At 64.8% G+C, this 23,109-nt stretch carries 20 protein-coding genes; 15 read left to right on the plus strand and 5 right to left on the minus strand.

Annotation, left to right across the window (positions count from 1 at the left end; genetic code table 11):
* The first annotated feature begins 97 nt into the window (after nt 1-97).
* From L0U84_RS20430 to L0U84_RS20450, 5 genes are all read left to right on the plus strand, one after another.
* The gene (locus L0U84_RS20430; RefSeq protein WP_233852238.1) at nt 98-2,071 is read left to right on the plus strand and encodes an amylo-alpha-1,6-glucosidase; all 1,974 of its coding nucleotides are present in this window, start codon (nt 98-100) and stop codon (nt 2,069-2,071) included.
* 51 nt (nt 2,072-2,122) lie between these two features.
* Nucleotides 2,123-4,942: an MGH1-like glycoside hydrolase domain-containing protein gene (locus L0U84_RS20435; RefSeq protein ID WP_233852240.1), complete on the plus strand. Its 2,820-nt coding sequence runs from the start codon at nt 2,123-2,125 to the stop codon at nt 4,940-4,942.
* 110 nt (nt 4,943-5,052) lie between these two features.
* Complete coding sequence (gene zwf / locus L0U84_RS20440) at nt 5,053-6,672, plus strand: glucose-6-phosphate dehydrogenase (RefSeq protein ID WP_233852242.1); 1,620 nt, start codon at nt 5,053-5,055, stop codon at nt 6,670-6,672.
* Nucleotides 6,673-6,762: 90 nt separating this feature from the next.
* A complete protein-coding gene (locus tag L0U84_RS20445) occupies nt 6,763-7,587 on the plus strand; it encodes an ROK family protein (RefSeq protein ID WP_233852244.1) in 825 nt (274 codons plus the stop codon).
* Between the two features lie 99 nt (nt 7,588-7,686).
* On the plus strand, nt 7,687-8,253 hold the full coding sequence (locus L0U84_RS20450; RefSeq protein WP_233852245.1) for a YbhB/YbcL family Raf kinase inhibitor-like protein: 567 nt from the start codon (nt 7,687-7,689) through the stop codon (nt 8,251-8,253).
* 51 nt (nt 8,254-8,304) lie between these two features.
* Here L0U84_RS20450 and L0U84_RS20455 read toward each other — a convergent pair whose 3' ends face one another.
* A complete protein-coding gene (locus tag L0U84_RS20455) occupies nt 8,305-9,300 on the minus strand; it encodes an aldo/keto reductase (RefSeq protein WP_233852247.1) in 996 nt (331 codons plus the stop codon).
* A 479-nt stretch (nt 9,301-9,779) separates the two neighbouring features.
* Between L0U84_RS20455 and L0U84_RS20460 the strand changes: the two genes are divergently transcribed.
* The 5 genes from L0U84_RS20460 (at nt 9,780) to L0U84_RS20480 (ending at nt 14,610) form a co-directional block, all read left to right on the plus strand.
* Entirely contained in the window at nt 9,780-11,975 is a 2,196-nt protein-coding gene (locus L0U84_RS20460) for a TonB-dependent receptor (protein WP_233852249.1), read from the plus strand.
* A gap of 81 nt (nt 11,976-12,056) precedes the next feature.
* A complete protein-coding gene (locus L0U84_RS20465; protein WP_233852250.1) occupies nt 12,057-12,740 on the plus strand; it encodes a Fe2+-dependent dioxygenase in 684 nt (227 codons plus the stop codon).
* Nucleotides 12,737-13,459 carry a PepSY-associated TM helix domain-containing protein gene (locus L0U84_RS20470; RefSeq protein WP_233852251.1) on the plus strand — a complete coding sequence of 241 codons (723 nt, stop codon included), beginning with the start codon at nt 12,737-12,739 and terminating at the stop codon, nt 13,457-13,459. The genes L0U84_RS20465 and L0U84_RS20470 overlap by 4 nt, the downstream gene beginning before the upstream one ends.
* A gap of 110 nt (nt 13,460-13,569) precedes the next feature.
* Complete coding sequence (locus L0U84_RS20475) at nt 13,570-14,259, plus strand: nitroreductase (RefSeq protein WP_233852252.1); 690 nt, start codon at nt 13,570-13,572, stop codon at nt 14,257-14,259.
* Between the two features lie 36 nt (nt 14,260-14,295).
* The gene (locus tag L0U84_RS20480) at nt 14,296-14,610 is read left to right on the plus strand and encodes a high-potential iron-sulfur protein (RefSeq protein ID WP_233852253.1); all 315 of its coding nucleotides are present in this window, start codon (nt 14,296-14,298) and stop codon (nt 14,608-14,610) included.
* Nucleotides 14,611-14,636: 26 nt separating this feature from the next.
* Here L0U84_RS20480 and L0U84_RS20485 read toward each other — a convergent pair whose 3' ends face one another.
* Together L0U84_RS20485 and L0U84_RS20490 are read right to left on the minus strand one after the other, a co-directional pair.
* Entirely contained in the window at nt 14,637-14,999 is a 363-nt protein-coding gene (locus L0U84_RS20485; RefSeq protein ID WP_233852254.1) for a DOPA 4,5-dioxygenase family protein, read from the minus strand.
* Between the two features lie 18 nt (nt 15,000-15,017).
* Nucleotides 15,018-15,521, minus strand: a complete 504-nt coding sequence (locus L0U84_RS20490) for a GNAT family N-acetyltransferase (RefSeq protein WP_233852255.1) — start codon at nt 15,519-15,521, stop codon at nt 15,018-15,020.
* A gap of 466 nt (nt 15,522-15,987) precedes the next feature.
* Here L0U84_RS20490 and L0U84_RS20495 point away from each other — a divergent pair, with 466 nt between their 5' ends.
* A complete protein-coding gene (locus tag L0U84_RS20495) occupies nt 15,988-16,260 on the plus strand; it encodes a DUF1488 domain-containing protein (protein ID WP_233852256.1) in 273 nt (90 codons plus the stop codon).
* Between the two features lie 911 nt (nt 16,261-17,171).
* A complete protein-coding gene (locus L0U84_RS20500) occupies nt 17,172-17,645 on the plus strand; it encodes a hypothetical protein (RefSeq protein WP_233852257.1) in 474 nt (157 codons plus the stop codon).
* Nucleotides 17,646-17,731: 86 nt separating this feature from the next.
* Here L0U84_RS20500 and L0U84_RS20505 read toward each other — a convergent pair whose 3' ends face one another.
* A complete protein-coding gene (locus L0U84_RS20505) occupies nt 17,732-19,699 on the minus strand; it encodes a carboxypeptidase-like regulatory domain-containing protein (RefSeq protein WP_233852258.1) in 1,968 nt (655 codons plus the stop codon).
* Between the two features lie 383 nt (nt 19,700-20,082).
* Here L0U84_RS20505 and L0U84_RS20510 point away from each other — a divergent pair, with 383 nt between their 5' ends.
* From L0U84_RS20510 to L0U84_RS20520, 3 genes are all read left to right on the plus strand, one after another.
* Complete coding sequence (locus L0U84_RS20510; protein ID WP_233852259.1) at nt 20,083-20,436, plus strand: YciI family protein; 354 nt, start codon at nt 20,083-20,085, stop codon at nt 20,434-20,436.
* Nucleotides 20,437-20,613: 177 nt separating this feature from the next.
* Entirely contained in the window at nt 20,614-21,027 is a 414-nt protein-coding gene (locus tag L0U84_RS20515; protein ID WP_233852260.1) for a YciI family protein, read from the plus strand.
* 80 nt (nt 21,028-21,107) lie between these two features.
* Nucleotides 21,108-22,382, plus strand: a complete 1,275-nt coding sequence (locus L0U84_RS20520) for an RNA polymerase sigma factor (RefSeq protein ID WP_233852261.1) — start codon at nt 21,108-21,110, stop codon at nt 22,380-22,382.
* A gap of 95 nt (nt 22,383-22,477) precedes the next feature.
* Here the strand turns inward: L0U84_RS20520 and L0U84_RS20525 are convergent, their stop codons facing one another.
* Nucleotides 22,478-23,095 (minus strand): LysE family translocator, encoded by a 618-nt coding sequence (locus L0U84_RS20525; protein ID WP_129956208.1) that lies wholly within the window; start codon nt 23,093-23,095, stop codon nt 22,478-22,480.
* Between the last annotated feature and the right edge of the window lie 14 nt (nt 23,096-23,109).

A 23,109-nucleotide genomic window follows, 5' to 3' on the forward strand; every position in this document is an offset into this window, starting at 1 on the left:
TCGAAAGAAAATGGAAAGTATCGGGAAGGTCGATGTTCATGGCGATGCCATCTGCGCTATGTTTGCTGCTTCATGGTTCGCGCAAGAGCACGATTCAATGACTCGTATCGATTCACCCATCGACATCTCGCGACTCGAAGACGAATGGCTCGAAGCCGACGGCTTCGGCGGCTTTGCGTCGGGCACGCTCGGCATGCTGCGCACGCGCCGCTATCACGCTCTGTTGCTCGCCGCGACACGCGCGCCCGGCGGGCGCATGGTGCTCGTCAACGGCATCGAGGCATGGGTCGAGGCGGGCGACCAGCGCTTCCCGTTGAGCATGCAGCGCTATGGTCCCGACGTGATCTATCCGGATCTGCGCGGCAGCCTTGCCAGTTTCGACACTGAGCCGTGGCCGACGTGGCGCGTTCAACTCGATACGCATACTGCGGTGATCGCCGACGCGTTCGTCAGCAAGGCGACGTGCGAAACGGTGTTGCGCTGGCGGCTCGAAGGCGGCGAACTCGCTACGCCGGTGCTGAAGGTCAGACCGCTTCTGTCGGGCCGCGATTATCACGCGCTGCATCACGAGAATCCGGCCTTCAATTTCAGCGCCCAGGTCAGCGCCGACCAATCGTGCGCGAGCTGGCAACCGTATGGCGGACTGCCGGTCGTGCGCGCGGCGACGAACGGCGCCTATACGCATGCGCCCGACTGGTATCGCAACTTCTGCTACGTGCGCGAGCAGGAGCGCGGCCTCGATTGCAGCGAAGACCTCGCGGCGCCCGGCGTGTTCAGCTTCGATCTCGCCGCAGGCGAAGCGGTGATGATTCTGAGCGCGTCGGGTGCCGCCGCCGCCGCCGAAAGCACGCACGACAAACCCCAAACCACCGCCCACGCCGCCCACCTCGCCGACACCGAACAACAACGCCGCGCCGCGCTCGGCTCGCGCCTGCAACGCTCGGCCGACGCCTACATCGTCACGCGCAACGAAGGCCGCACGATCCTCGCTGGCTTCCCGTGGTTCACCGACTGGGGCCGCGACACCTTCATCGCGATGCGCGGCCTGCTGATCGCGTCGAACCGTCTCGACGACGCCGAAGCGATCCTGCTCGAATGGTCGGGCACGCTGTCCGAAGGCATGCTGCCGAATCGTTTCCCCGACTACGGTGACGCGCCCGAATACAACTCGGTCGATGCGTCGCTATGGTTCATCGTCGCGGTTCACGATTATCTGGCGACGCCGCACGCGAGTTCGTCAACGCGTGCGCATCTGCAGCAAGCCGCCGAAGCGATCCTGACCGGCTACACCAACGGCACGCGCTTCAATATCGGTGCCTGCGCTGACGACGGCTTGCTGCGCGCCGGTGTCCCCGGCGTGCAACTGACGTGGATGGACGCGAAAGTCGGCGACTGGGTCGTCACACCGCGCATCGGCAAACCGGTCGAAGTGCAGGCGCTGTGGATCAACGCACTGCGCATCGCGTCGGCATGGAACCCGCAGTGGCGGCAGGCTGCCGAGCGCGCCACGCTCGCGTTTCGCCGGCGCTTCGTCGATCCGGCCACGCAGACGCTGTTTGATAACGTCGATGTCGATCATGTACCGGGCACGGTCGACCGCTCGATCCGGCCGAACCAGATCTTCGCGATCGGCGGCCTGCCGTTTCCGCTGCTCGAAGGCGAGACGGCGCGCGCGGTGATGGCGCAGGTCGAGGCGCAATTGCTGACACCGCCTGGCTTGCGCTCGCTCGCGCCCTCCGATCCGGCCTATCGCGGTCACTACGGCGGCTCGCCACTTGCACGCGACGGCGCCTATCATCAGGGCACTGTATGGTTGTGGCTGATCGGCCCATTCGTCGAAGCGTGGCTGCGGGTCAATGGCGCAAGCGCTACGAATCTCGCGCAGGCGAGAGCGCGCTTTCTCGCACCGCTGTACGAACATCTCGATTACGCCGGCCTCGACCATCTGTCCGAGATCGCCGACGGCGACGCGCCGCATGCGCCCGCCGGCACGCCGTTCCAGGCCTGGTCGCTCGGCGAATTGCTGCGCGTCGAAAGTCTGCTTGCCCGATTGGAGCGCAACGGCGCGTAAACCGCGCTACGATGTGGGTCCCACCGCCAGGCCTGTTGCAAGGACGTTCTCATGCCACCGCTGCGCGCTGCCAATCTGCTTGCCACGATCGAAGGTTCCCGGCTGCATTCGGCCGACTGCGGCCACTGGCAGCGCTGGGGGCCGTACCTGAGCGAACGCCAGTGGGGCACGGTGCGCGAGGATTACAGCGCGAACGGCACCGCGTGGGACTCGTTTCCGCACGACCATGCGCGCAGCCGCGCCTACCGCTGGGGCGAAGACGGTATCGCCGGTTTCGGCGACGACCGGCTCAGCTGGTGTATTTCGCTCGCGCTGTGGAACCGCAAAGACCCGATCATCAAGGAGCGTCTGTTCGGCCTGACGAACTCGCAGGGCAATCACGGCGAGGACGTGAAGGAGCTGTACTTCTATCTGGACGGCACGCCCACGCATTCCTACATGCGCATGCTGTACAAGTATCCGCATGCGGCCTATCCCTACCAGGACCTGATCGACGAAAACGCGCGCCGCGGCGGCGATATGCCGGAGTACGAAGTACTCGATACCGGCGTGTTCGACGATCTGCGCTATTTCGACGTGCTGGTCGAATACGCGAAGCACACGCCCGACGACATCGTGATGCGCGTGACGATCGAAAACCGCGCGGACGAGGCGGCCTCGCTCGATGTGCTGCCGCAGATCTGGGCGCGCAACTCGTGGTCGTGGCGGGAGAACAAGGACAAGCCGAAGCTCGTCGCGGGCACCGATCATGACGGCGCGGTGCATCTTCTGGGCCATCACCATGTGCACGAGCCGATCGTCGTGACCGCCTGGTCGAAGGACGCGCCGCAACTCGCATGGCTGTTCTGCGAGAACGACACCAACGTGAAGCGGCTGTTCGGCGTGGACGGCGTGGGACCGTTCAAGGACGGCTTCAACGATTACCTCGTGCACGGCGACGCGAACGCGATCCGTCGCGATGCGGGCACCAAGGCCGCCGCGCATGCGGCGCTCGAATTCGGGCCGCATGGGCGCGCGGTCGTGTATCTGCGCTGGCGCCCGCAGTCGGCGACCGACGAAGTGCCATTCGACGCCGACGCGTTGATCGCGCGCCGCCTCGCCGAGGCCGACGAATTCTATGGCGCGTTGCAACACGAATTCACCGATCCCGATGCGCGACTCGTGCAACGTCAGGCGCTCGCCGGCATGCTGTGGTCGAAGCAGTACTACCAGTACGACGTGCAGCGCTGGCTCGACGGCGATCCGTTGCAACCGAGCCCGCCCGCCTCGCGCAAGCGGGGGCGCAACACGGACTGGCGACATCTGTGCAATGCGGACATCGTGTCGATGCCGGACAAGTGGGAGTACCCGTGGTACGCGTCCTGGGACCTCGCGTTTCATGCCGCCGCGTTCGCGCTGATCGATCCGGCTTTCGCCAAGAAGCAATTGCTGCTGCTCGTGAAGGACCGCTATCAGCATCCAAACGGCCAACTGCCGGCGTACGAATGGGCGTTGAGCGACGCGAACCCGCCCGTGCATGCGTGGGCCGCGTGGCGTGTGTACGAGATCGACCGCGCGCTGACCGGCAAGGCGGACCGCGATTTCCTCGAACTCGTGTTTCACAAGCTGCTGCTGAATTTCTCGTGGTGGGTGAACCGTAAGGACGCCGATGGCCACAACATCTTTCAGGGCGGCTTTCTCGGGCTCGACAACGTGGGCATCTTCGACCGTTCGTCGCCGCTGCCGACTGGCGGCCATATCGATCAGGCCGACGGCACCGCGTGGATGGCGGCGTATGCGCTCGACCTGATGCGCATCGCGCTCGAACTCGCGTATGCGAACCACGTGTTCGTCGATATCGGCGTGAAGTTCTTCGAGCACTTCCTGTACATCGCGGAAGCGGTCAGTTGCGACGACGGCTGCGAAACGGGCCTGTGGGACGGCGAGGACGAGTTCTTCTACGACAAGCTTCGGCTGCCCGACGGCAGCAGCATCCCGATGCGCGTACGCTCGATCGTCGGATTGATTCCGCTGTTCGCCGTGCACGTCCTCGAGGAGCGTCTGCACGGCGGCTTGCCGGGCTTGCGCGAGCGGCTCGTGTGGTTTCTCCAGCATCGGCCCGATCTCGCCAGGCTCGTGTCGCGCTGGAACGAGCCCGGCAAGGGCAACTCGCTGCTGCTGTCGGTGCTGCGCGGGCATCGGATGAAGGCGTTGTTACGGCGCGCGCTCGACGAAAGCGAATTTCTCTCCGATCATGGCGTGCGGGCGTTGTCGCGTTTTCATCGCGATCATCCGTTCGTGTTCCAGCATGACGGCAACAGCTTCTGCGTGAAGTATCTGCCGGCCGAATCCGATACCCGTGTGTTCGGCGGCAATTCGAACTGGCGCGGGCCGGTGTGGATGCCGGTCAACTATCTGCTGATCGAATCGCTGTACGAGTTTCACCGCTATTACGGCGATAATTTTCGCGTCGAGTATCCGACCGGTTCAGGGCAAAAGTTCTCGTTAAGCGAAATCGGCGACGAACTCGCGCGCCGCGCGACCACGCTGTTCCTGAAGGACAAACATGGCGAGCGGCCGGTGATGGGTGCGTATCCACTGCTGCAGGCCGACCCGCGTTCGCAGGATCTGGTTCTGTTCCATGAGTATTTTCATGGCGACAACGGGCGCGGCATCGGGGCATCGCATCAGACCGGCTGGACCGGGCTCGTCGCGTTACTGTTGCAGCCGCGCGCGATGGCGGCGTCGGGCAACGTGCCGCTCGCGGGGGAACCGGCGCCGGCGCCGGCGCCCGCGCCGATTCCGGTGGGCGCGGCGCCGGTTTCGGCATCCGCAGCGGCGGTGACGCCGGCGGCAGCGAAAGAGCCAGCCGTGGCCACGACGACGAAGTAAGCACGCCGCGCGCCTTCGCGCGAAAGCGATTGAACTGTGCGGCTGCGCCTGTGGTCTTTGATGTATCGCCACGTTCGTTCTATCGGCTTACCAAGGTCCAAGTGAATCCCATGTCGACTACACCGAACCCTTCCGCCTCTTCCGATCAACGCGACGCATCGCCCGCCTTGAGCTGCAAGATCAGCGCGAACCCGCACGACGCGCTGCCCTCGGCGGCTGGCAAGAAACCCGCGCCGCCGTGCACGCTCGTGATCTTCGGCGCGGGCGGCGATCTGACCAAACGTCTGTTGATGCCGGCGCTGTACAACCTCGCGCTCGATGGCCTGCTCGACGACAGCATGAAGATCATCGGCGTCAATCACGGCGAGCGCGAAACGCGCGAATGGTGCGACGAACTGCATGCGTCGCTGCAGAAGTTCGCCGCCGACAAGGCCAGCACCTTCCACGCCGGCAAGCTCGACGACAACGCGTGGAGCTGGGTGGCGCAACGCCTCGAATACATGGCGGGCGAGTTCGAATCCGACGACACGTTCGCGAAGCTGAAGCAAAAGCTCGATCAGTCGCAGGGAGGCAACGCGATCTTCTACCTCGCGGTCGGCGCGCGCTTTTTCAAACCGATCGTCGACCGGCTCGGCAAAGCCGGCCTGTTGAAGGAAGGCGACGGCGCGAACGGCGGCTTTCGGCGTCTGGTGGTCGAGAAACCGTTCGGCACCGATCTCGCATCGGCGCGCGATCTGAACGCGCACATCCGGGCGGTTGCGCCGGAGTCGCAGGTGTACCGCATCGATCATTTTCTCGGCAAGGACACCGTGCAGAGCATTCTCGCGGTGCGCTTCGCGAATGCGATGTTCGAGCCGCTCTGGCGGCGCGAGTACATCGACTGCGTGCAGATTACGGCGGCGGAAACGATCGGCGTCGAAGGGCGCGGGCGGTTCTACGAGCAGACCGGCGCGTTTCGCGACATGCTGCCGAACCATCTGTTCCAGCTGCTCGGCATCATTGCGATGGAGCCGCCGAATTCGTTCGACGCCGAAGCCGTGCGCGACAGGAAGGCCGAGCTGTTCGACGCAATCCAGCCGCTGACGCCCGACGACGTCGTCTTCGGTCAGTACGAAAAAGGGCCGGCCGGTGTGGGCTATCGCGAGGAGCCCGACGTCGCGCCCGGCAGCACGACGGAAACCTACGCGGCGGCGCGCGTGTTCGTCGAAAACTGGCGCTGGGCCGGCGTGCCGTTCTATCTGCGCACCGGCAAGCGGCTCGCAGTGCGCCGCACCGAGATTTCGGTGAAGCTGAAGCAAGTGCCGTTCCTTCTGTTCCGCGACACGCCAGTCGATGCGTTGACGCCGAACGTGCTGACCATGCGCATCGATCCCTCGCATGGCACGAGCTTCGATTTCAACGTGAAGACGCCGGGGCCGGTGATGGAGGTCGGCCCGGTCCAGTCGTCGTTCGACTACGACGACTTCTTCGCGAAGAATGCGAACGTCGGTTACGAGACGCTGCTGTACGACTGTATGCTGGGCGACGCGACGCTGTTCCAGCGCGCCGACAGCATCGAGACGAGCTGGTGCGCGGTCGACGACGTGCTGCATCCGAAGAGCGGCGGCGCGCTCGCCGTGCGTGGTTATGCTGCCGGCAGCGATGGGCCGGCCGAAGCCGACGCGTTGCTCGCACGCGATGGCCACACGTGGCGGCCGTTGCAACAGAAAGCCGCTGCTGGCAAGTCGTAGCGGCGCCTTTGAACAGGCGCCTTCGCAATCACGCAGACACGTATCGCAACCACCTCAACACAACCGCCTCAACACAACCGGGGGGACATCGTGGCAACAAGCAAGAAGACCGCAGTGAAGCGGAGCGCGCCGAAAAGCGGCAGTGAGAACATTCTCGCGATCGACGTCGGGGGCACCGGCCTGAAGGCCGCGATTATCGACGCCGATGGGCAGATGAAAACCGAGCGCGTGCGCGTCGCGACGCCGCATCCGTGCACGCCGGAACAGTTGCTTGACGCTCTCGCGGAACTCGTTGCGCCGCTCGTCGAGCAGGCGCCGCCGGCCCGCATCTCGATCGGATTTCCGGGCGTCGTGCGCAATAACCGCATTCTGACCGCACCGCATTTCGGCGTCGAAGGCTGGCACGACATTCCGCTCGCGGATTCGCTCGCACAGCGCCTGGGCGGTCTGCCCGTGCGGATGATCAACGACGCCGAAGTGCAGGGCTTCGCCGCGATCGAAGGCCACGGCCTCGAATTCGTGCTGACGCTCGGCACCGGCGCAGGCACCGCGATGTTTCGCGACGGCGAGCTGATGCCGCACCTGGAACTCGCGCATCATCCGGTCAGCAAGAAGGGCGTCGCGTATGACGAATACATCGGCGAGGCCGCCCGCGAGCAGGTTGGCAACAAGCGCTGGAACCGGCGGGTCGAGAAGGTGATCGGTATTCTCGATTCGCTCGTCAACTACGACAAGCTGTGGATCGGCGGCGGCAACGCGGCGCGCATCAAGTTCACGTTGCCGGCGAACGTGGCGACCGTATCGAACGACGCGGGGATCGAAGGCGGCGCGCGTTTGTGGCATCCGCTGTCGGTGCGCGAGACGCGGCAGTATCCGGAGGCGATGCAAAAGACGGGGCGATTCAAGCCGAAGTGACGGGGTGGCGCGCGCAAGTGGTCGGCCCTTTATGGGGCTGTTACCGCTGTCACGCTCTTTCCCATGCCCACGGCAACCCTTCCAAGCCGGAGACGCTCTATGACTCGCATCCACCTGAACCTCGCGCGGCGTCTGCTCTCCGTCTGCGCATGCGCGCTGCTCGCCTACGCGAGCGCGCATGCGTACGCGGCCCAGTCCTTCGCAGTGTCTTCGCCGGGAATGGCCGATGGCGGCACGCTCGACGCGCGTCACGCGGCGAGCGCGAACAACTGCGGCGGCGGCAACGTGTCGCCGGCATTGCAATGGCATAACGCTCCGGCCGGCACGAAGAGTTTCGCGGTGACGGTCTTCGATCCCGACGGCGCGAAAGGCCTCGGCATCGTGCACTGGATCGTGTACGGCATCGCGCCGGGCACGACCGGACTCGCGGAGGGCGAAGCCGCGCCGCCGGGCAGCGTCGCCGGCACGAATCGCACCGGCGGCCCCGGTTATTACGGCCCGTGTCCGCCCGTCGGCGAGGTGCCGCATCACTTCGTCGCGCAGGTCTATGCGCTCGATCTGCCGCCCGACGCGTTGCCGGCCGGTTTGACGCGCGACGCGTTTCTCGCCGCGATCAAGGATCACGTGCTCGCGGCGACGAGCACCGTGCTGCGCTACGGGCGGTGAAGCTGCGCGGCTCGATGCCGGGCCGCGCCTGACTCGACACGCCGCGCGAAACTAGCGCGCCGCATCCCCCCAGCGATACTGCACGCTCGCTTCATCGAGCTGCGTTTTGATCGCGTCGTCGAGCGTGAACTCGGCCGCCGCGAGCGTATCGCTCAACTGCTCCGCGCGGCTCGCGCCAATGATCGCCGACGTGATCAGCGGATTCGCGAGCACCCACGCAAGCGACACCTTGGCCAGCGACTCGCCGGTCGGCGCGGCTATCGCCTTCAGCTTTTCGATCGTGTCGAATTCGCGCTCATGCCAGTAGCGCTGCTGATACATCGCGCCGGCCTTGCCGACGCTTTCGGTGAAGCGCCCCTCGGCGGGCGTCGCGTCGAGCCGGTGCTTGCCGGTCAGCAGGCCGCCCGCGAGCGGGTTATACGGCATCACGGCTAGTTGCTCCTCGGCGGCCAACGGCAGTAGTTCGCGCTCGATCTGGCGAAACAGCAGGTTGTAGCGCGGCTGGACCGACACGAAGCGCGCGACGCGCAGCACGTCCGCGCGACCCAGTGCGCGAGCGAGCCGGTAAGCGAGAAAGTTCGACACGCCGATATAGCGCGCCTTGCCGGAGCGCACGATCGCATCGAGGGCTTCGAGCGTCTCGTCGAGCGGGGTTTTCGCGTCGTCGGAATGGAGCTGGTACAGGTCGACGTAGTCGGTGCCGAGGCGCTGCAAGGACGCGTCGATCGCATCGAGCAGGTGCTTGCGCGACGCGCCCTGATCCCACGCGGCCGGCCCCATCTTGCCGACCGCCTTGGTCGCGACGATGAAGCGCTCGCGCTTGCCCTTCAGCCAGCGTCCGACGATTTCCTCGGTGCGTCCGGCCTGATTTTCGTCGCCGCCGAGCGGGTAGACGTTCGCGGTATCGATGAAATTGACGCCGGCGTCCGCGGCCGTGTCGAGGATGCGGTGAGAAACGGCTTCTTCGGTTTGCAGGCCGAAGGTCATGGTGCCGAGACACAGGCGCGAAACGGTCAGGCCGGTGCGGCCGAATTGGCGATATTGCATAAAGTCGACTCCAGAGGGGACGAAAGCGCTTGCCGGGAGGGCGGGACTGCAGTGTTGTATGCAGTGTTGTAAAAAGGATAAACGGACTCGCGATTCGATGTGCGCGACCGTTTCCACAGCGCGTTATTTAAATGAAAGAAATAATGTAAGGTTGGCTTGGCTCATATGCCTGTCGACAATAAGCTTTTTGCAAGAATAGAGTTGCAATTAGTAATAAACATGTAAGGGGACGGGACTAGAATTTACAGTTGCCTTTCGGCGGTAAAAAAACGAAACAAATCCCTTATGCGAGGTAATGCACGCCGCGATTGATGCCTCCTTATGCGTGTGGAATGATATCGATTCTCATTTAAACCCAGCCAGCCATCCCGTCATCTCCATCCCACACAACGGAGAGCGGCAGCCAGCCATTTGCGGCTTTGTCATGAATTCGACGTCAGTGATGCGAATTTGACAGACGCATTTCTGACGGGATTTCCATGCTCAATCACTCGCCGCTCGCGACAGCGCTGGCGCTCGCTTTTGCCATTCCTTTCGCGCAACCGGCGCATGCGCAAAGCGCGTCGCAACCGGCCGCCTCCAGCGCGCCGCAGAACGCACAAACCAACGCTCCCGCCGCCGATGCGCAGACGCTGCCGACCATCGGCGTGCAGGCTCAGGCCGTTCAGCAGGACTTCCAGGCCGAGCGCGCGACCATCGGCGCGAAGACGCCGACCGCGCTGCGCGACATTCCGCAGACCGTCACCGTGATCAACCGCGACCTGCTCGCGTCGCAGGGCGCGACGTCGTTTACGGACGCGTTGCGCAACGCGCCCGGCGTGACGATCGGCGCGGCCGAAGGCGGCCAGATCGGCAACAACATCAACCTGCGCGGCTTCACCGCGCAGAACGACATCTACCTGGACGGCTTTCGCGACCGCAACCAGTACTACCGCGACACGTTCGACCTCGAATCGCTCGAGGTGCTGTATGGTCCGTCGTCGATGCTGTTCGGCCGCGGCTCGACCGGCGGCGTGATCAACCAGGTCAGCAAGAAGGCGAACCTGACGGACTCGGCGGAAGTCTCCGGCATGATCGGCACCGACGACCGCTACCGCTCCACCGTCGACGTGAACCACAAGCTCACCGACACCTCGGCGATCCGCCTGAACGCATTCGGCCAGAGCCTCGGCTCGACGCGCGACGTGATGAAGAACAAGGACTTCGGCGTCGCGCCGGAACTGCGCTTCGGCATCGGCACGCCGACCGAAATCACGCTGTCCGCGCTGATCCAGCACAACAACGACATGCCCGACTACGGTATCCAGGCGCTGAACGGCCGCCCGTCGCCGGTGCCGAAGAACACGTTCTACGGTTTGACCAGCGACCGCACGATCCAGGACGTGCAGATCTTCAACGCGGCAATCAAGCACAAGTTCTCCGCCGACCTGACGCTGACGAACCAGACGCAGATCTCGCACTCGATGACCGACGCGCGCGAAACCGCGCCGCAAGCGGTGCTGACCGGGCCGCTGGCGTCGAGCCCGGCGCTGAGCAACGGCAACTTCACGACGCTGTCGCCGTCGCAGCTGTTCATCAAGCTGCAGAGTCATGACCGCGTGATCGAGAATCATGCGATCTACAACGACACGATGCTCGAATACAAATTCGACACCGGGCCGATCAAGCACGATTTGATCGCCGGTGTCGAAGTGGGTCACGACAGCTATACGAACCAGGCGTACACGCGCAACAACCTGCCGATCGTGCCGATGCTCAATCCGCCGATCATGGGCACGCCGTCGAACGTAACGACGACGGTGGGCAACTATGCCGATTCGAGCTCGAACGAAATCGCCGCTTACCTGAACGACACGATCACGCTGACGCCGCACTGGAAGCTGATCGGCGGTGTGCGCTGGGATCGCTTCTCGGCGGAGATCCACAACACCGTCAGCCTGCCGGCTTACGCGAGCCAGACCAACTACTTCACGAGCGTGCGCACCGGCGTCATCTATCAGCCGACCGACTGGCAGTCGTACTACGTGTCGTACGGCACGTCGTTCAACCCGTCGCTCGAAACGCTGACGGTCACGAACCTCACGCAGAACCTCGCGCCGGAGTCGACGAAGTCGTATGAAGTCGGCGGCAAGTGGGATCTGTTCGGCGGCAACATTTCGCTGACCTCGGCGATCTTCCGCCAGGAAATGGACAACGCGCGCACCCAGGTCTCGCCGACCGAATACGAGCTGGCCGGCGACATTCGCGTCGACGGCTTCCAGGCGGGCGTGACGGGACACATCACCGACAAGTGGCAGATTTTCGGCGGCTACACGTACATGGACGCGACGATCCTGAAAGCGGCCGACGGCACGCAGGGTCATACGCCGGCCAACACGCCGCGCAACACGCTGACGTTCTGGACCACGTATGCGATCACGCCGCACTGGGAAATCGGCGGCGGCCCGATCTATATGTCGCCGCGCTATGCGTCGAATACGAACTACGTGAAGGTGCCGGGCTACACGCGTTGGGACGCGACCGCGGCCTATCACGCGAAGAAGTACGACGTGCGCCTGAACCTGCTGAACCTGACCAACAAGTACTACTACGACGCGTTGATTCCGTCGGACGGCGGACGTTCTGTGCCGGGCATCGGCCGCACGCTGCTCGCGACGTTCGATTACCGCTTCTGACAGGCGCTTTTGCGACGCGCTCAACGCATGCGTTAGGCTTGCCGCTTTGCAAAAACGGCAAGCCGACTCGAAGGACACACAATGCTGCTGCACATTCCGAAGGTACTCGACGCCGAGCAATTGCGCTTCGTGCGCGAGCGGCTCGATCAAGCCGGCGACGCGTGGGTCGATGGTCGCGCGACCGCGGGCTATCAGGGCGCGCCGGTCAAGCGCAATCAGCAGATCGCCGAGCACTCGCCGCTCGCGCGCGAACTCGGCGACGTGATTCTCGCGGCGATCGAGCGCAATCCGCTGTTCATCAGCGCGGTGCTGCCCAACCAGGTCTATCCGCCGCTCTTCAACCGCTACGAGGGCGGCATGCAGTTCGGCAGCCACGTCGATGGCGCGGTGCGCGTGTTGCCGAACGGCGTGAAGCTGCGCACCGACGTGTCGGTCACGCTGTTTCTGAGCGCGCCCGACGAATACGACGGCGGCGAACTCGTGATCGAAGACACCTACGGCGTGCAGCAGGTGAAGCTGCCGGCCGGCGACATGATCGTCTATCCGGCGACGAGTCTGCATCAGGTGACGCCGGTCACGCGCGGCGCGCGCGTGGCGAGCTTCTTCTGGGTGCAGAGCCTCGTGCGCAGCGACACGCATCGCGCGCTGCTGTTCGACATGGACACCGCGATTCAACGGCTCAATGCCACTCATGCCGATGAAGCTGCGCGACGCAGCCTCGTCGGTTGTTATCACAATCTGCTGCGTACCTGGAGTGAAACGTGAGCGTATCGGACACCCTCGACATTCAACCGCCCGTGGCCGGCGAACAAGTTGTGCACACGCCGCGGCGGCTCGATGGCGATGAACTGAAATCGCGCCAGCAGCGCTCGCGTCGCGCAACCTTCATCAAGTGGCTGCGCAAGGTGCACGGCTGGGTTGGACTGTGGGGGGCGGCGCTCGGTCTGCTGTTCGGCACCACGGGGTTCTTTCTGAACCATCGCGGCGGTCCGCTGCGCGTATCGACCGGCGAGCCGCAGGTGTCGGTGATGCAGGTGCCGCTGCCGCAACCGGCGCCAGAAACGCCGCGCGAACTCGCGAAGTGGCTCAAGCAGGAACTGAAGATCGCCGGCAATCCGGGGCGCGTGCAGAAGGAACCCGAACATCCGGTGGCGTGGGGCGATCGCAGCGTCGTGCAGCCCGAGCACTGGCAGCTGAATTTCGCGTCGCCAAAAGAAAACACCTCGGCCGAATACTGGGTCGGCAATAGCACCGTGACGGTCAAGCGCAGCGCCAATACCTTTCTCGCGATGCTGACGAACATGCACAAGGGTGTGGGCTTGAGCGTCGGTTGGGTGCTGCTGATCGACACGCTCGCGGGCAGTTTGATCCTGTTGTCGCTGACGGGCGTGCTGTTGTGGACCGAGTTGAACAAGCGCAAGACGGTGGGTCTCGTGCTCGTGGCGGGGTCGATTGCGGCGGCGGTTGTGTTGGGGACGATGTAAGCGCGGCGCGCAACGCGTCGGGCGAAGCCTGCGCGCCCGCGGGCAGGCTTTGAGCGGTACGCGCTAGAATCGTCGCAGACCCACTTTGCTGGCTCTGCCGCCATCCGCCGATGACCTCTTCCGCGAACCCCGTCGACACCGCGCTGACCACGCGGCGCTCGGTGCGCGCCTTTCTGCCGACTCCGGTGCAGCGCGCCGACATCGAAGCCATTCTCGAAGCCGCCAGCCGCGCGCCGTCGGGCACCAACACGCAGCCATGGAAGGTGTACGTGCTGACGTGCGAATCGCTTGCGCGTCTGTCGCGCGATCTGCTTGCGGCCTACGACGATCCGCAGCGCGACGAGCTGTACCAGGAGGAGTACGCGTACTATCCGCGCCAGTGGCAGTCGCCGTTCATCGACCGGCGCCGCAAGATCGGTTGGGACATGTATGGCCTGCTCGGCATCGAGAAGGGCGACAAGGCGCGCATGCACGAACAGCACTCGCGCAACTTCCGTTTCTTCGACGCGCCCGTCGGCCTGCTGTTTACGATCGATCGCAGCCTCGAGCGCGGCAGCTGGCTCGACTACGGCATGTTCCTGCAGGCGATCATGACGGCCGCGCGCGGACGCGGCCTCGACACCTGTCCGCAGGCTGCGTTCACGCAGTTTCACCGGCTGATTGCCGAACATCTCGGCTTGCCCGAGCACGAGCAATTCGTGTGCGGCATGTCGCTCGGCTTCGCCGACCCCAACGCGACGGTCAATACGCTGCGCACCGAGCGCGAAGCCGTCGAGCGCTTCGCGCGCTTTCTCGATTGAATGCAGACCTCCGTCCCCACCCAGAGGCAAACCAAGATGAAAGTATCGCGCCGCCATTTCCTGCTGGTCAGCGCGGGCGTCGGCTCGTCGCTCGCGCTGTCCCGCGTCGCATTTGCCGCGACCGTTCCCAATGCGTTGAGCGAGAGCGATCCGCAGGCGCAGAAGCTCGGCTATACCGAAGATGCGTCGAAAGTCGACAAGGCCAAATTCCCGAGCTTCGCGGCCGGGCAATCGTGCGCGAACTGCTCGCTGTTCCAGGGCAAGGCGTCGGACGCGTACGGCGGCTGCACGCTGTTCGGCGAGAAACAGGTCGCGTCGCGCGGCTGGTGCAGCTCGTACACGAATATGTGAGCACGCCGCCGCGCCGTTCGCAGCCGCTACAACAGCGCCTTCAGCACGAGTTCGTGCGAGTGCCCGATCCACACGGCGGCGTCGCGATGATCGCGCAGCGCGTCGCCGGTATTCGGATGCAGAAAGACATCGAGCGCGCCGTGATTGAGCGTGAGCCAGCCGACCACGTCGGCGAACTGCGCGTGCGCGAACGCGAGCTGGTACGACCACATCGGATGCGGGCCGACCGGCCGTTCGTGAAAGCGCCCGATCTGCAGTTTGTCGCCCCAATGCGCGCCGATCTGCTCGCGAAACGCCCAGGCGGCGTCGCGGCTCGCCGCGTCGAAATAGATGTGCGCGTGCCAGCTTGCAATCGCTGACGCATCGCGAAAGGTCGTATCAGAGTTCATTGCCAGGCTCGTTCCGTATCAGTCTTTATCCGACATTCGTTCTGCTTCGCTTTCCGCCGGCGCGCGCGCTGCAACGCGCATGTGAAACTGTGTCTGATCCTCGCCGACGATCTCGAAGCCAAGACGATCGTACAGCCGTTTCGCGGGATTGCCCTTGAGCACCTGCAAGCTGACCGGCAGCGCTTTGGCCGCGGCGGCGCGCAGGATGGTGCGTAGCACCTGCTCGCCGATGCCGCGTCCCTGCAGCGCCGGCGCGATCTGCACCTGTACGACGAACCATTCGTCTTCGTTGCGATGCGCCTTCAACAGACCGGCGGGCACGCCATCGATGCAGATCACCTGCGCCGCGTCGTAGCGATACAGCAGGCGCGCGCGATGGGCGTTGTCGTCGATCGGCTCGCCGGCGCGCGCCAGGTGTTCGGTCATCGTCGTCTTGCGCAGTTCGAGCAGGAAGGCTTCGTCGGCAGCTTGCGCGGGGCGCAAGGTCAACCCGGATCGTTGGGCAGGCAGTTGGGCGGACATGTCGGCAAGGTCGTTGCGCGTGATCGGGCACGCGAGGATCGTGCGAAGCGCGAGTAAGAATTGTCGTCGATTGTCGCGCCGGCTGCGCTTTTTTGCCACGCGGCTATGTTGGGGCCGATGCGCACGGCTTCGTCGCTGCCCTTGCCGCGAGTGGCCGCGGCTCGCGTTGGGTTGCCGATTGATCGGCGAGACGTCGCGTTGCGCGTTGCGTGGCATGCGCATTGCTAAAGCTTGATTCGCGCTTCGCTGGCGCGGTCGTCGACACGTCGCGCTCGCGCTATGCGTACCACCGTACGAACAGACAAAACGAGGCCACCTACGATTGGCGTGACACGCGCGCGACGGCACCTCCGCCGCACGTGTCACCCGATGCGCCGTGCGTGGCCGCCGGTGCGAGCGTCAGAAGATTTTCCGGGGACGTTCGCGTCATACGGCGAGCGTCGTAATCAATGTTGCGAGGTGGGCTATGACGATGATCGAGGCGGTACCCAGCGTCTCGGCAGATGGGCTGGCGGTGATTTTCCAGCTTTCGTCGCGGGGACGAGACCTTGAATGCGCGGTCACGCGCGAGGCGCTCGAACAGCACTTCTGGCTGCAACGCGGCGCAGGCGAGGCGCGCGTTCTGAAGACGTTCGCGGATGGGCGCAAACGGATTACCGCGATCGCCGAACGGAAAATACTCGCACGTCCCGGTGAGAAGGTCTTGCTGACGATCGACGATTTCGCCACGCGCGGTTGACCGCGTGGCGCGGCGCGCGACATCGCTCGACGCTGCGCACGCAATGACGCCGGTGCGACGGCACTGACCTCGCTCCGTCCGCACGCGGCCGGCTTCGCGTTTCGCGGTTTTCCTTCGGGCTTTTGCGGCACCGTTTCGGTGCAATCGCTGCTGTCACATCGAGCCTTTCTATTCCTGTCATATCCGGCGAAAACCGGCTGTTACATCGATTCGCCAAACTAACCCGCCAAAGCGCCTCGCTTCGCGCAATTGCGTTCACGCGTGCGCGACTACACTCTTTTCCATGGAGCGACGAATCACCGAACTCCATCGATGCGATCCCCTCGTGTCGGATTTGAACCGTACCGTTGATGAGTAGTCTGCAGTTCGCAGTTCGCAGTTCGCAATTTGTAGTGAGTAGCTGGTAGCTGGTAGTTGGCAGTCGGCAGTTGACGCAATACAAGCGCGCAATGCATCGAGCACGAGCGCGAAGCAACAGGGGTAGCGGCCAGGTGTAGCAAGTAACGAGGACCGGCCCACATGCAGTCGCAATTGAAGTGGTGGTTTGAATCGACAGTTTGAAGGTTGCTGTCGAGCGGTAGAAATTGCCGGTTTAGTAGACGTAAGCAAAAGCTTTGCAGGTTAGGTGGTTATAGATTGGCAGGGCATCCACGCGCCTGCTCGACTGTTCCATCCTGTCAGCCCTGTTCCTCGCGGAACAGGGTTTTTTTTCGTCGCAACGAAGTGGGCTTCTTGTTTCTGGCGGGTTCGAACCGATATGCGGGCATTGCGTTCTTCGATACGGTCGAAGAACGGGCGCATCGCATAGCGTGAACTGTTGGGCGCGAAATGCGTCGGACGATTGAACGCGGCGATTGCCGCCGTCGCGTGCCGAAGTCCGGGCGCGCTGCCGCAAGAAGGAGATTGAATCGATGCCCAGCAAATCGCGAGTTCGCAAGCCCGGCCGCACGGCCATGTCACCGTTGTTGCGTTCCCTGACCCAGAGCCGCACCGCGCACGCGCCGGTCACGCAAACCATGCTATTGCAGGCCTACGGCGCGCTCGATGCATTGCGCCACGGCCGCGGCGCGCGGATTCTGCATACGACGCTGAGCCGGCATCTGGTGGTGTCGCAGGAACTTGCGCGCGCGGGGCTGGGGGCCGACGCGCGTGGCGACATCGAAAGCGCGCATGCGGTGCTGGTGCGACTCGACGTGCGCGAGCGCGAGACCGGCCGCTGGTCGCTCGAAGACGACGACTACGCAAGTCTTTGCGCGGCGTTAGCGATCTTCGACGGGCAGTTGGCGGCGGCGTCGCTGAGCGAGCTGGCGAGCGCGGAAGCGAAAATGATCGAAGGTTTGATGCGCTCCGCGCAGCTGCGGGCGCTGGCCGAAGCTGCGGTTTGAGCGGCACGCAGAAAAAAACGCCCCCTGTGGGGGCGTTTTTCGCATCTGTCGGCGCGCATGTCGAAAGAAGCCGCGCGCAGCAAGCGCTAGTCGTTGTACTGCGTGATATCGAGGTACACGGTCCCGTTCCGTCCGCCGCCCAGCTGAATGAGCCGTGAGCCGCCCGTCGTCAACGCGGGGAACGGGCAGTTCGTGCAGGTTTGCACGCCGGCCGAATTGACGCCCGCATTTACCGTCGCCTGATATTGCCCAACCGTCGTGTTGTTGGCGGGACCGACCGCGAACCCGTTCACTTGCTCGACACCCGGCGAGGTCTGCGCGGTGGCCGCGATCCCCGTCGACGTGACCGGATACGCGAGATTCAAACCGACGTTCTCGAGACTCGACCATGTGACGCTTAGCGCGTACTGCGCATCGGCGAGCGCCGTGCCCGGCGTCAGGAACTGCGTGGTCGCGTCGTTCATCATCAGCGTCGGCCACGGGATCGAACTGCCCGCCACCGCATTGAGCGGACTGCCGGGGTTAATGACCGACGACTGGCCGAGCTGCGCGCCGTTCATGTCGTAAAACGTAACCGTATAGGTCGAATAGAGCGGCACGCTGCTCGCGTCGAGCGATTGCGCGGCGTAAGAGCCCGTCGAGGCGGGCGGCGTGAAGCTCGCCGTCGACGACAGCGACTGCCACGACCAGCGATACTGCGAAGTGTTGCTGGCCGTCGTCGCGGGCGTCACCGGCGGCGTGCTCAATGCGCTGTCGGCCAGGCCGAGCGAGTGGCTGCCCGCTGCGATGCGCGGCATCAGCCACACGGGCGCGGCAAGACCGGGCCCAGTCACCGACGCCGAATACACGTTCGGGTTCGACGCGGTCGGGATCGTGATATCGAGCCCGGACTCATAGCGGTTCACGTCGTTGAGTCGCGTATCGAGGAAGGTGCGGCGTTGAATGTTCGACATGATCGCCACCGCGAACGACGACTGATCGCCGATCAGATTCCAGCTAAGCTGCGTGCCGTTCGCGAGCGCGACCGGCGTCGCGAGCGGCTGAGCGATGCTGTACAGCAGACCCGGCGTGCCGCTCGCGAGCGTGAACGGCAGTTCCACGAGCGCGAGCTGCTTGCCGTTGCGCGTGAAAAACGCGAGCGTCTTCGGCGAACCGAACACCGCGCCGGTCATCGCCGATTCGCTCAGACCGTGCGCGGTTGCGAGATCGGTCGAGCCGCTTTCCTTGAACGCGGCGTCGATCGCGGGCGAGCACGATGTATTGTTCAGCGTGCCGTTCGCCGCGCATGCGGTGAGCAGCGACGCGAGCGGCTCCAGATAGTTCGCGGCGACCTGTGGTGCGGCCAGCACGACGCCTTGAGCGGTCTTGTTGTTCAGCGTGATGGTCGTGCCCGGCGCCGCGTTCGATACCAGCATGCGGCCCCCGTTGACTCCCGTTGGGACCGATACCGAGTCGATCACCGCATCGGCGCCTGTGTGATTCGGCGTGAACGCGGTGCCGACCGGATCGAAGCCGGCCGTCTGAAGTCCGTTCTGCTCGAGCAGGTTCGCGAGGATCGTATCGAGCGTGATCGTTGCCAGTTGGACCGATTGCAGCGTCAGCTTGGCGAGCGTGCCGCTCGAAGCGAGTTCGATCGGATTGCCTGAGGTGGTCAGCATCGCGGCGAGGGCGGTGGTCAGTGTGGTCACGTTGACGACGGCGGGCGCGGTGCCGGTGGGCAGCCTCGCGACCACGGACGACAGCGGTGCGGAAAGGCCGCCCGCGTCGCTCGCGATGATGAAGAACGGCAAGGTCATGCCCTTCACCGAGATGCTGTATGCGCCTTGCGTATTGGTCGTCGCGGTGGCTTGCGAGCCGGTCGCGTCGATCAGCGTGACGTTCGCGCCGACGAGCGCGCTGCCGGCCGCGACGGTGCCGCTCACCGATGTCGTGGTCGCCGGCGCCGTGCTGGACGAGCCCGAGCCGGAATCGCCGCCGTTACCGCACCCGCCGAGTTGAAATAGGACGCAGGCGACGGCGGCTGCGATGCCGGTGCGCACGATCGGTCGATGCATGAATTTCCCCGCTGCTCGGATAGTTTGAATGATGCTTTCGTCGAACGGCTGAAACGGCTGTTTCAGGCGGGACGTGAACGGATCCCGGAGCTTACTTGAAAGCGGCACCGACGTGTCGCGAACGGCGCGCTCGATACGCCAGGCGCGGCCTCTTACGAGTGTCCGTAGAGGTTTGCGCGCGCCCATCCGCGTGTGCCCGCAGAACACGCGGGCAGCCGCCGTACCCCCAGCTGGGCGCGTTTGCCGCTGCCATTCCCGCTTGCTAGACTGCGCCTGCTTGCTGCCTGAATGCCATCTGTCATCCGCCTGCCGTCGAAGCCAGGCGCCGCTGGCGTCGGTGCCATGCCGACCCGCGCATACAACCGAGCCCTATCGGAGACACCATGCCCTACATGCTGCTGATCGTCGAACCCACGGACCAACGCGAGGAGCGCGGCGAACCCGCGGGCCGCGACCTCTACGACCAGATGGTGCGTTTCGCCGAGAATCTGAAGGAGCGCGGCAAGCTGCTCGCGGTCGAGTCGCTGACTTCGCAGAAGGACGCCGTGCGGGTGCAGGTCCGCAATGGCCAGTCGAAGCTCGTCGATGGGCCGTTCGCCGAGGCGAAGGAGATGATCGGCGGCTTCTTTCTGCTGAACTGCGACAGCCGCGAAGAGGCCGTGGCGATCGCGCAGACCTGTCCGGCGGCGTTGTGGTGCACGGTCGAGGTGCGCAAGCTCGGACCGTGCTTCATCTAGCCACGCGACTCCCACCTCATCTGCTTCGGTGTTTTCCCTGGGAGGCTGGGACCGCCGTGCGTGTCGATCGGACCGTGCATCGCGCGTCGTGTGAGTAAGGGACGAGCCGGCGTGGCGCCCTCGAGCGATTCACACGAATCCACTCACGACGAAACACCAACAACAGGGAGCAACGACATGCGATTCATGATCATCGTCAAGGCCACGGCCGCGAGCGAAGCCGGCGAGATGCCCGAGCCGTCGCTGATCGCCGCGATGGGCGCGTACCACGAAGAACTCGCGAAGGCCGGCGTGCTGCTCGACGCGACGGGCTTGCAGCCGAGTTCGAAAGGCTGGCGCGTGCGCTATAGCGGTGGCAAACGGAGCGTCGTGGACGGGCCGTTCACGGAAACCAAGGAACTGATCGCGGGCTACACGTTGATCCAGGTGCGCTCGCGCGACGAGGCGATGGAATGGGCGCGGCGTTTCCCGGCGCCGTTCGGTGAGCATGCCGATGGCGAAATCGAGGTGCGGCAGCTATTCGAACTCGACGACTTCGAGCCGGGGCCGGAAGTCGAGCGCTTTCGCAAGTTCGAAGAAGATCGCCGCTGATTCGATGGCCTATGTCCTGGAGCTCGCTTACATGGCCCTGAACGTGCAACCGTCGTCGGCAGTGGGTGAAGGCTAGCGCCGTGACGATACAGGCCACCCATCGTGCGATCGACGCTGTCTGGCGGATCGAATCCGCGAAGGTCATCGCTCACGTCGCGCGGATCGTGCGCGACGTGGGGCTCGCCGAGGAACTCGCGCAGGACGCGCTGGTGGCCGCGCTCGAGCATTGGCCCGACGCGGGCGTGCCCGACAACCCCGGAGCCTGGCTGATGACGGCCGCGAAAAACCGCGCGCTCGACCGCCTGCGCCAGGAAGCGCTGCATGCGCGCAAGCGCGAGGAGCTCGGCCACGATCTCGACGCGATCGAAGCGCACGTGGTGCCCGATTTCGTCGATGCGCTCGATGCCGCGCGCGCCGACGACATCGGCGACGATCTGCTGCGGCTCATCTTCACCGCGTGCCATCCGGTGCTGTCGACCGATGCGCGCGTCGCGCTGACGCTGCGTCTGCTCGGCGGCCTAACCACCGACGAAATCGCCCGCGCGTTTCTGGTGCCCGAGCCGACCATCGCGCAGCGGATCGTGCGCGCGAAGCGCACGCTATCGGCGGCGCGCGTGCCGTTCGAGGTGCCGCAGGCGGACGCGCGCGCGGCGCGGCTCGCGTCGGTGCTGCAGGTGATCTACCTGATCTTCAACGAAGGTTATTCGGCCACCGCCGGCGACGACTGGATGCGCCCGGCGCTATGTGAGGAAGCGTTGCGGCTCGGGCGCGTGTTGAGCGGACTCGTAGCCAACGAGAGCGAGGTTCATGGTCTCGTCGCGCTGATGGAGATTCAGGCGTCGCGCACCCACGCGCGCACCGATGCGCAGGGACGTCCGGTGTTGCTGCTCGAGCAGGACCGCAGCCGCTGGGACCCGCTGCTGATCCGCCGCGGTCTCGCTGCGTTGGACAGTGCGCATGCGCTCGGCGGCGCGAGCGGGCCGTACGCGTTGCAGGCGGCACTCGCCGCCTGTCATGCGCGGGCGCGCCGCGCCGAGGACACCGACTGGGTGCAGATCGTCGCGCTCTACGATGCGTTGGCGCAGGTTACGCCGTCGCCGGTGGTCGAGTTGAATCGCGCGGTCGCGGTGGGAATGGCGTTCGGGCCGGCGGCCGGACTCGAGATCGTCGATGCGCTCGCCGCTGGTTCGGCGCTCGCGAATTATCACTGGCTGCCGAGCGTGCGCGGCGATCTGCTGGTCAAGCTGGGACGCGTTGACGAAGCGCGCGCGGAATTCGAGCGCGCCGCGGCCATGACGCGCAATACGCGCGAGCGCGAGCTGTTGCTGGAGCGTGCGCGCGGGCTCGCGCATTGAGGCCGGCACGTTGGTGCTGGCACATTGGTGCCGGCACGTTGGTGCTGGCCCATCGGGGCTGGCCCATCGGGGCTGGCGCGTGCGTCAGGGGCGCCTCAACGAATCAGCTGTCGCAGCCCCAATGCAACGATCAAACCGCCGCACACACGATCGACCCACATCTTGCCGCGCCGATACGCCGACGCGATCCGCTCATGCGACAACGCCAGCGCGACGAACCCGTACCAGCTGCTCGCAACGACGAACACCATGCCGAGCATCGCGGCAAACGTGCCGGTGCTCACATGCGCGGGCGCCGCTGATGAGAACACCGCGGCGAAGAACGCCATCGACTTCGGATTCGCGATGTTGGTCGCGAAGCCCTGCGCGAACGCTTGCCTGAAGCCACCCGCCGGTGCCTTGACGAGCACCGCTTGCCTTGCCGCCGACGAGTTGAAGATCAGCCGCCCGCCGAACCACAGCAGATAACACGCGCCCACGATCCTGACCACGAGCGCGAGCCACGGGAACGCGGCGAATACGATGCCGACGCCGAGAATCGCGCAGCTCGCCCAGAACAGATTGACGAGCACGATGCCCGCGACCATCGCGAGCGCTTCGATGCGCGTCGCCGAAGCGGCCTTGTGCGCGACCGCGACGAAGTTCGGGCCCGGACTCACCACGCCCGCGATATACACGGAAAACACGCCGACCACGGCGGACCCATCGATCACGACACACTCCCTGC

Origin of the sequence: Paraburkholderia sp. HD33-4, from assembly GCF_021390635.1 — a bacterium.
Lineage (GTDB): Bacteria > Pseudomonadota > Gammaproteobacteria > Burkholderiales > Burkholderiaceae > Paraburkholderia.

Coding starts and splice junctions, on each gene's coding strand:
- L0U84_RS20430 (WP_233852238.1), top strand. CDS start 98: ATGACTCGTATCGATTCACCCATCGACATCTCGCGACTCGAAGACGAA.
- L0U84_RS20435 (WP_233852240.1), top strand. CDS start 2,123: ATGCCACCGCTGCGCGCTGCCAATCTGCTTGCCACGATCGAAGGTTCC.
- zwf (WP_233852242.1), top strand. CDS start 5,053: ATGTCGACTACACCGAACCCTTCCGCCTCTTCCGATCAACGCGACGCA.
- L0U84_RS20450 (WP_233852245.1), top strand. CDS start 7,687: ATGACTCGCATCCACCTGAACCTCGCGCGGCGTCTGCTCTCCGTCTGC.
- L0U84_RS20455 (WP_233852247.1), bottom strand. CDS start 9,300: ATGCAATATCGCCAATTCGGCCGCACCGGCCTGACCGTTTCGCGCCTG.
- L0U84_RS20460 (WP_233852249.1), top strand. CDS start 9,780: ATGCTCAATCACTCGCCGCTCGCGACAGCGCTGGCGCTCGCTTTTGCC.
- L0U84_RS20465 (WP_233852250.1), top strand. CDS start 12,057: ATGCTGCTGCACATTCCGAAGGTACTCGACGCCGAGCAATTGCGCTTC.
- L0U84_RS20475 (WP_233852252.1), top strand. CDS start 13,570: ATGACCTCTTCCGCGAACCCCGTCGACACCGCGCTGACCACGCGGCGC.
- L0U84_RS20480 (WP_233852253.1), top strand. CDS start 14,296: ATGAAAGTATCGCGCCGCCATTTCCTGCTGGTCAGCGCGGGCGTCGGC.
- L0U84_RS20485 (WP_233852254.1), bottom strand. CDS start 14,999: ATGAACTCTGATACGACCTTTCGCGATGCGTCAGCGATTGCAAGCTGG.
- L0U84_RS20490 (WP_233852255.1), bottom strand. CDS start 15,521: ATGTCCGCCCAACTGCCTGCCCAACGATCCGGGTTGACCTTGCGCCCC.
- L0U84_RS20495 (WP_233852256.1), top strand. CDS start 15,988: ATGACGATGATCGAGGCGGTACCCAGCGTCTCGGCAGATGGGCTGGCG.
- L0U84_RS20500 (WP_233852257.1), top strand. CDS start 17,172: ATGCCCAGCAAATCGCGAGTTCGCAAGCCCGGCCGCACGGCCATGTCA.
- L0U84_RS20505 (WP_233852258.1), bottom strand. CDS start 19,699: ATGCATCGACCGATCGTGCGCACCGGCATCGCAGCCGCCGTCGCCTGC.
- L0U84_RS20510 (WP_233852259.1), top strand. CDS start 20,083: ATGCCCTACATGCTGCTGATCGTCGAACCCACGGACCAACGCGAGGAG.
- L0U84_RS20515 (WP_233852260.1), top strand. CDS start 20,614: ATGCGATTCATGATCATCGTCAAGGCCACGGCCGCGAGCGAAGCCGGC.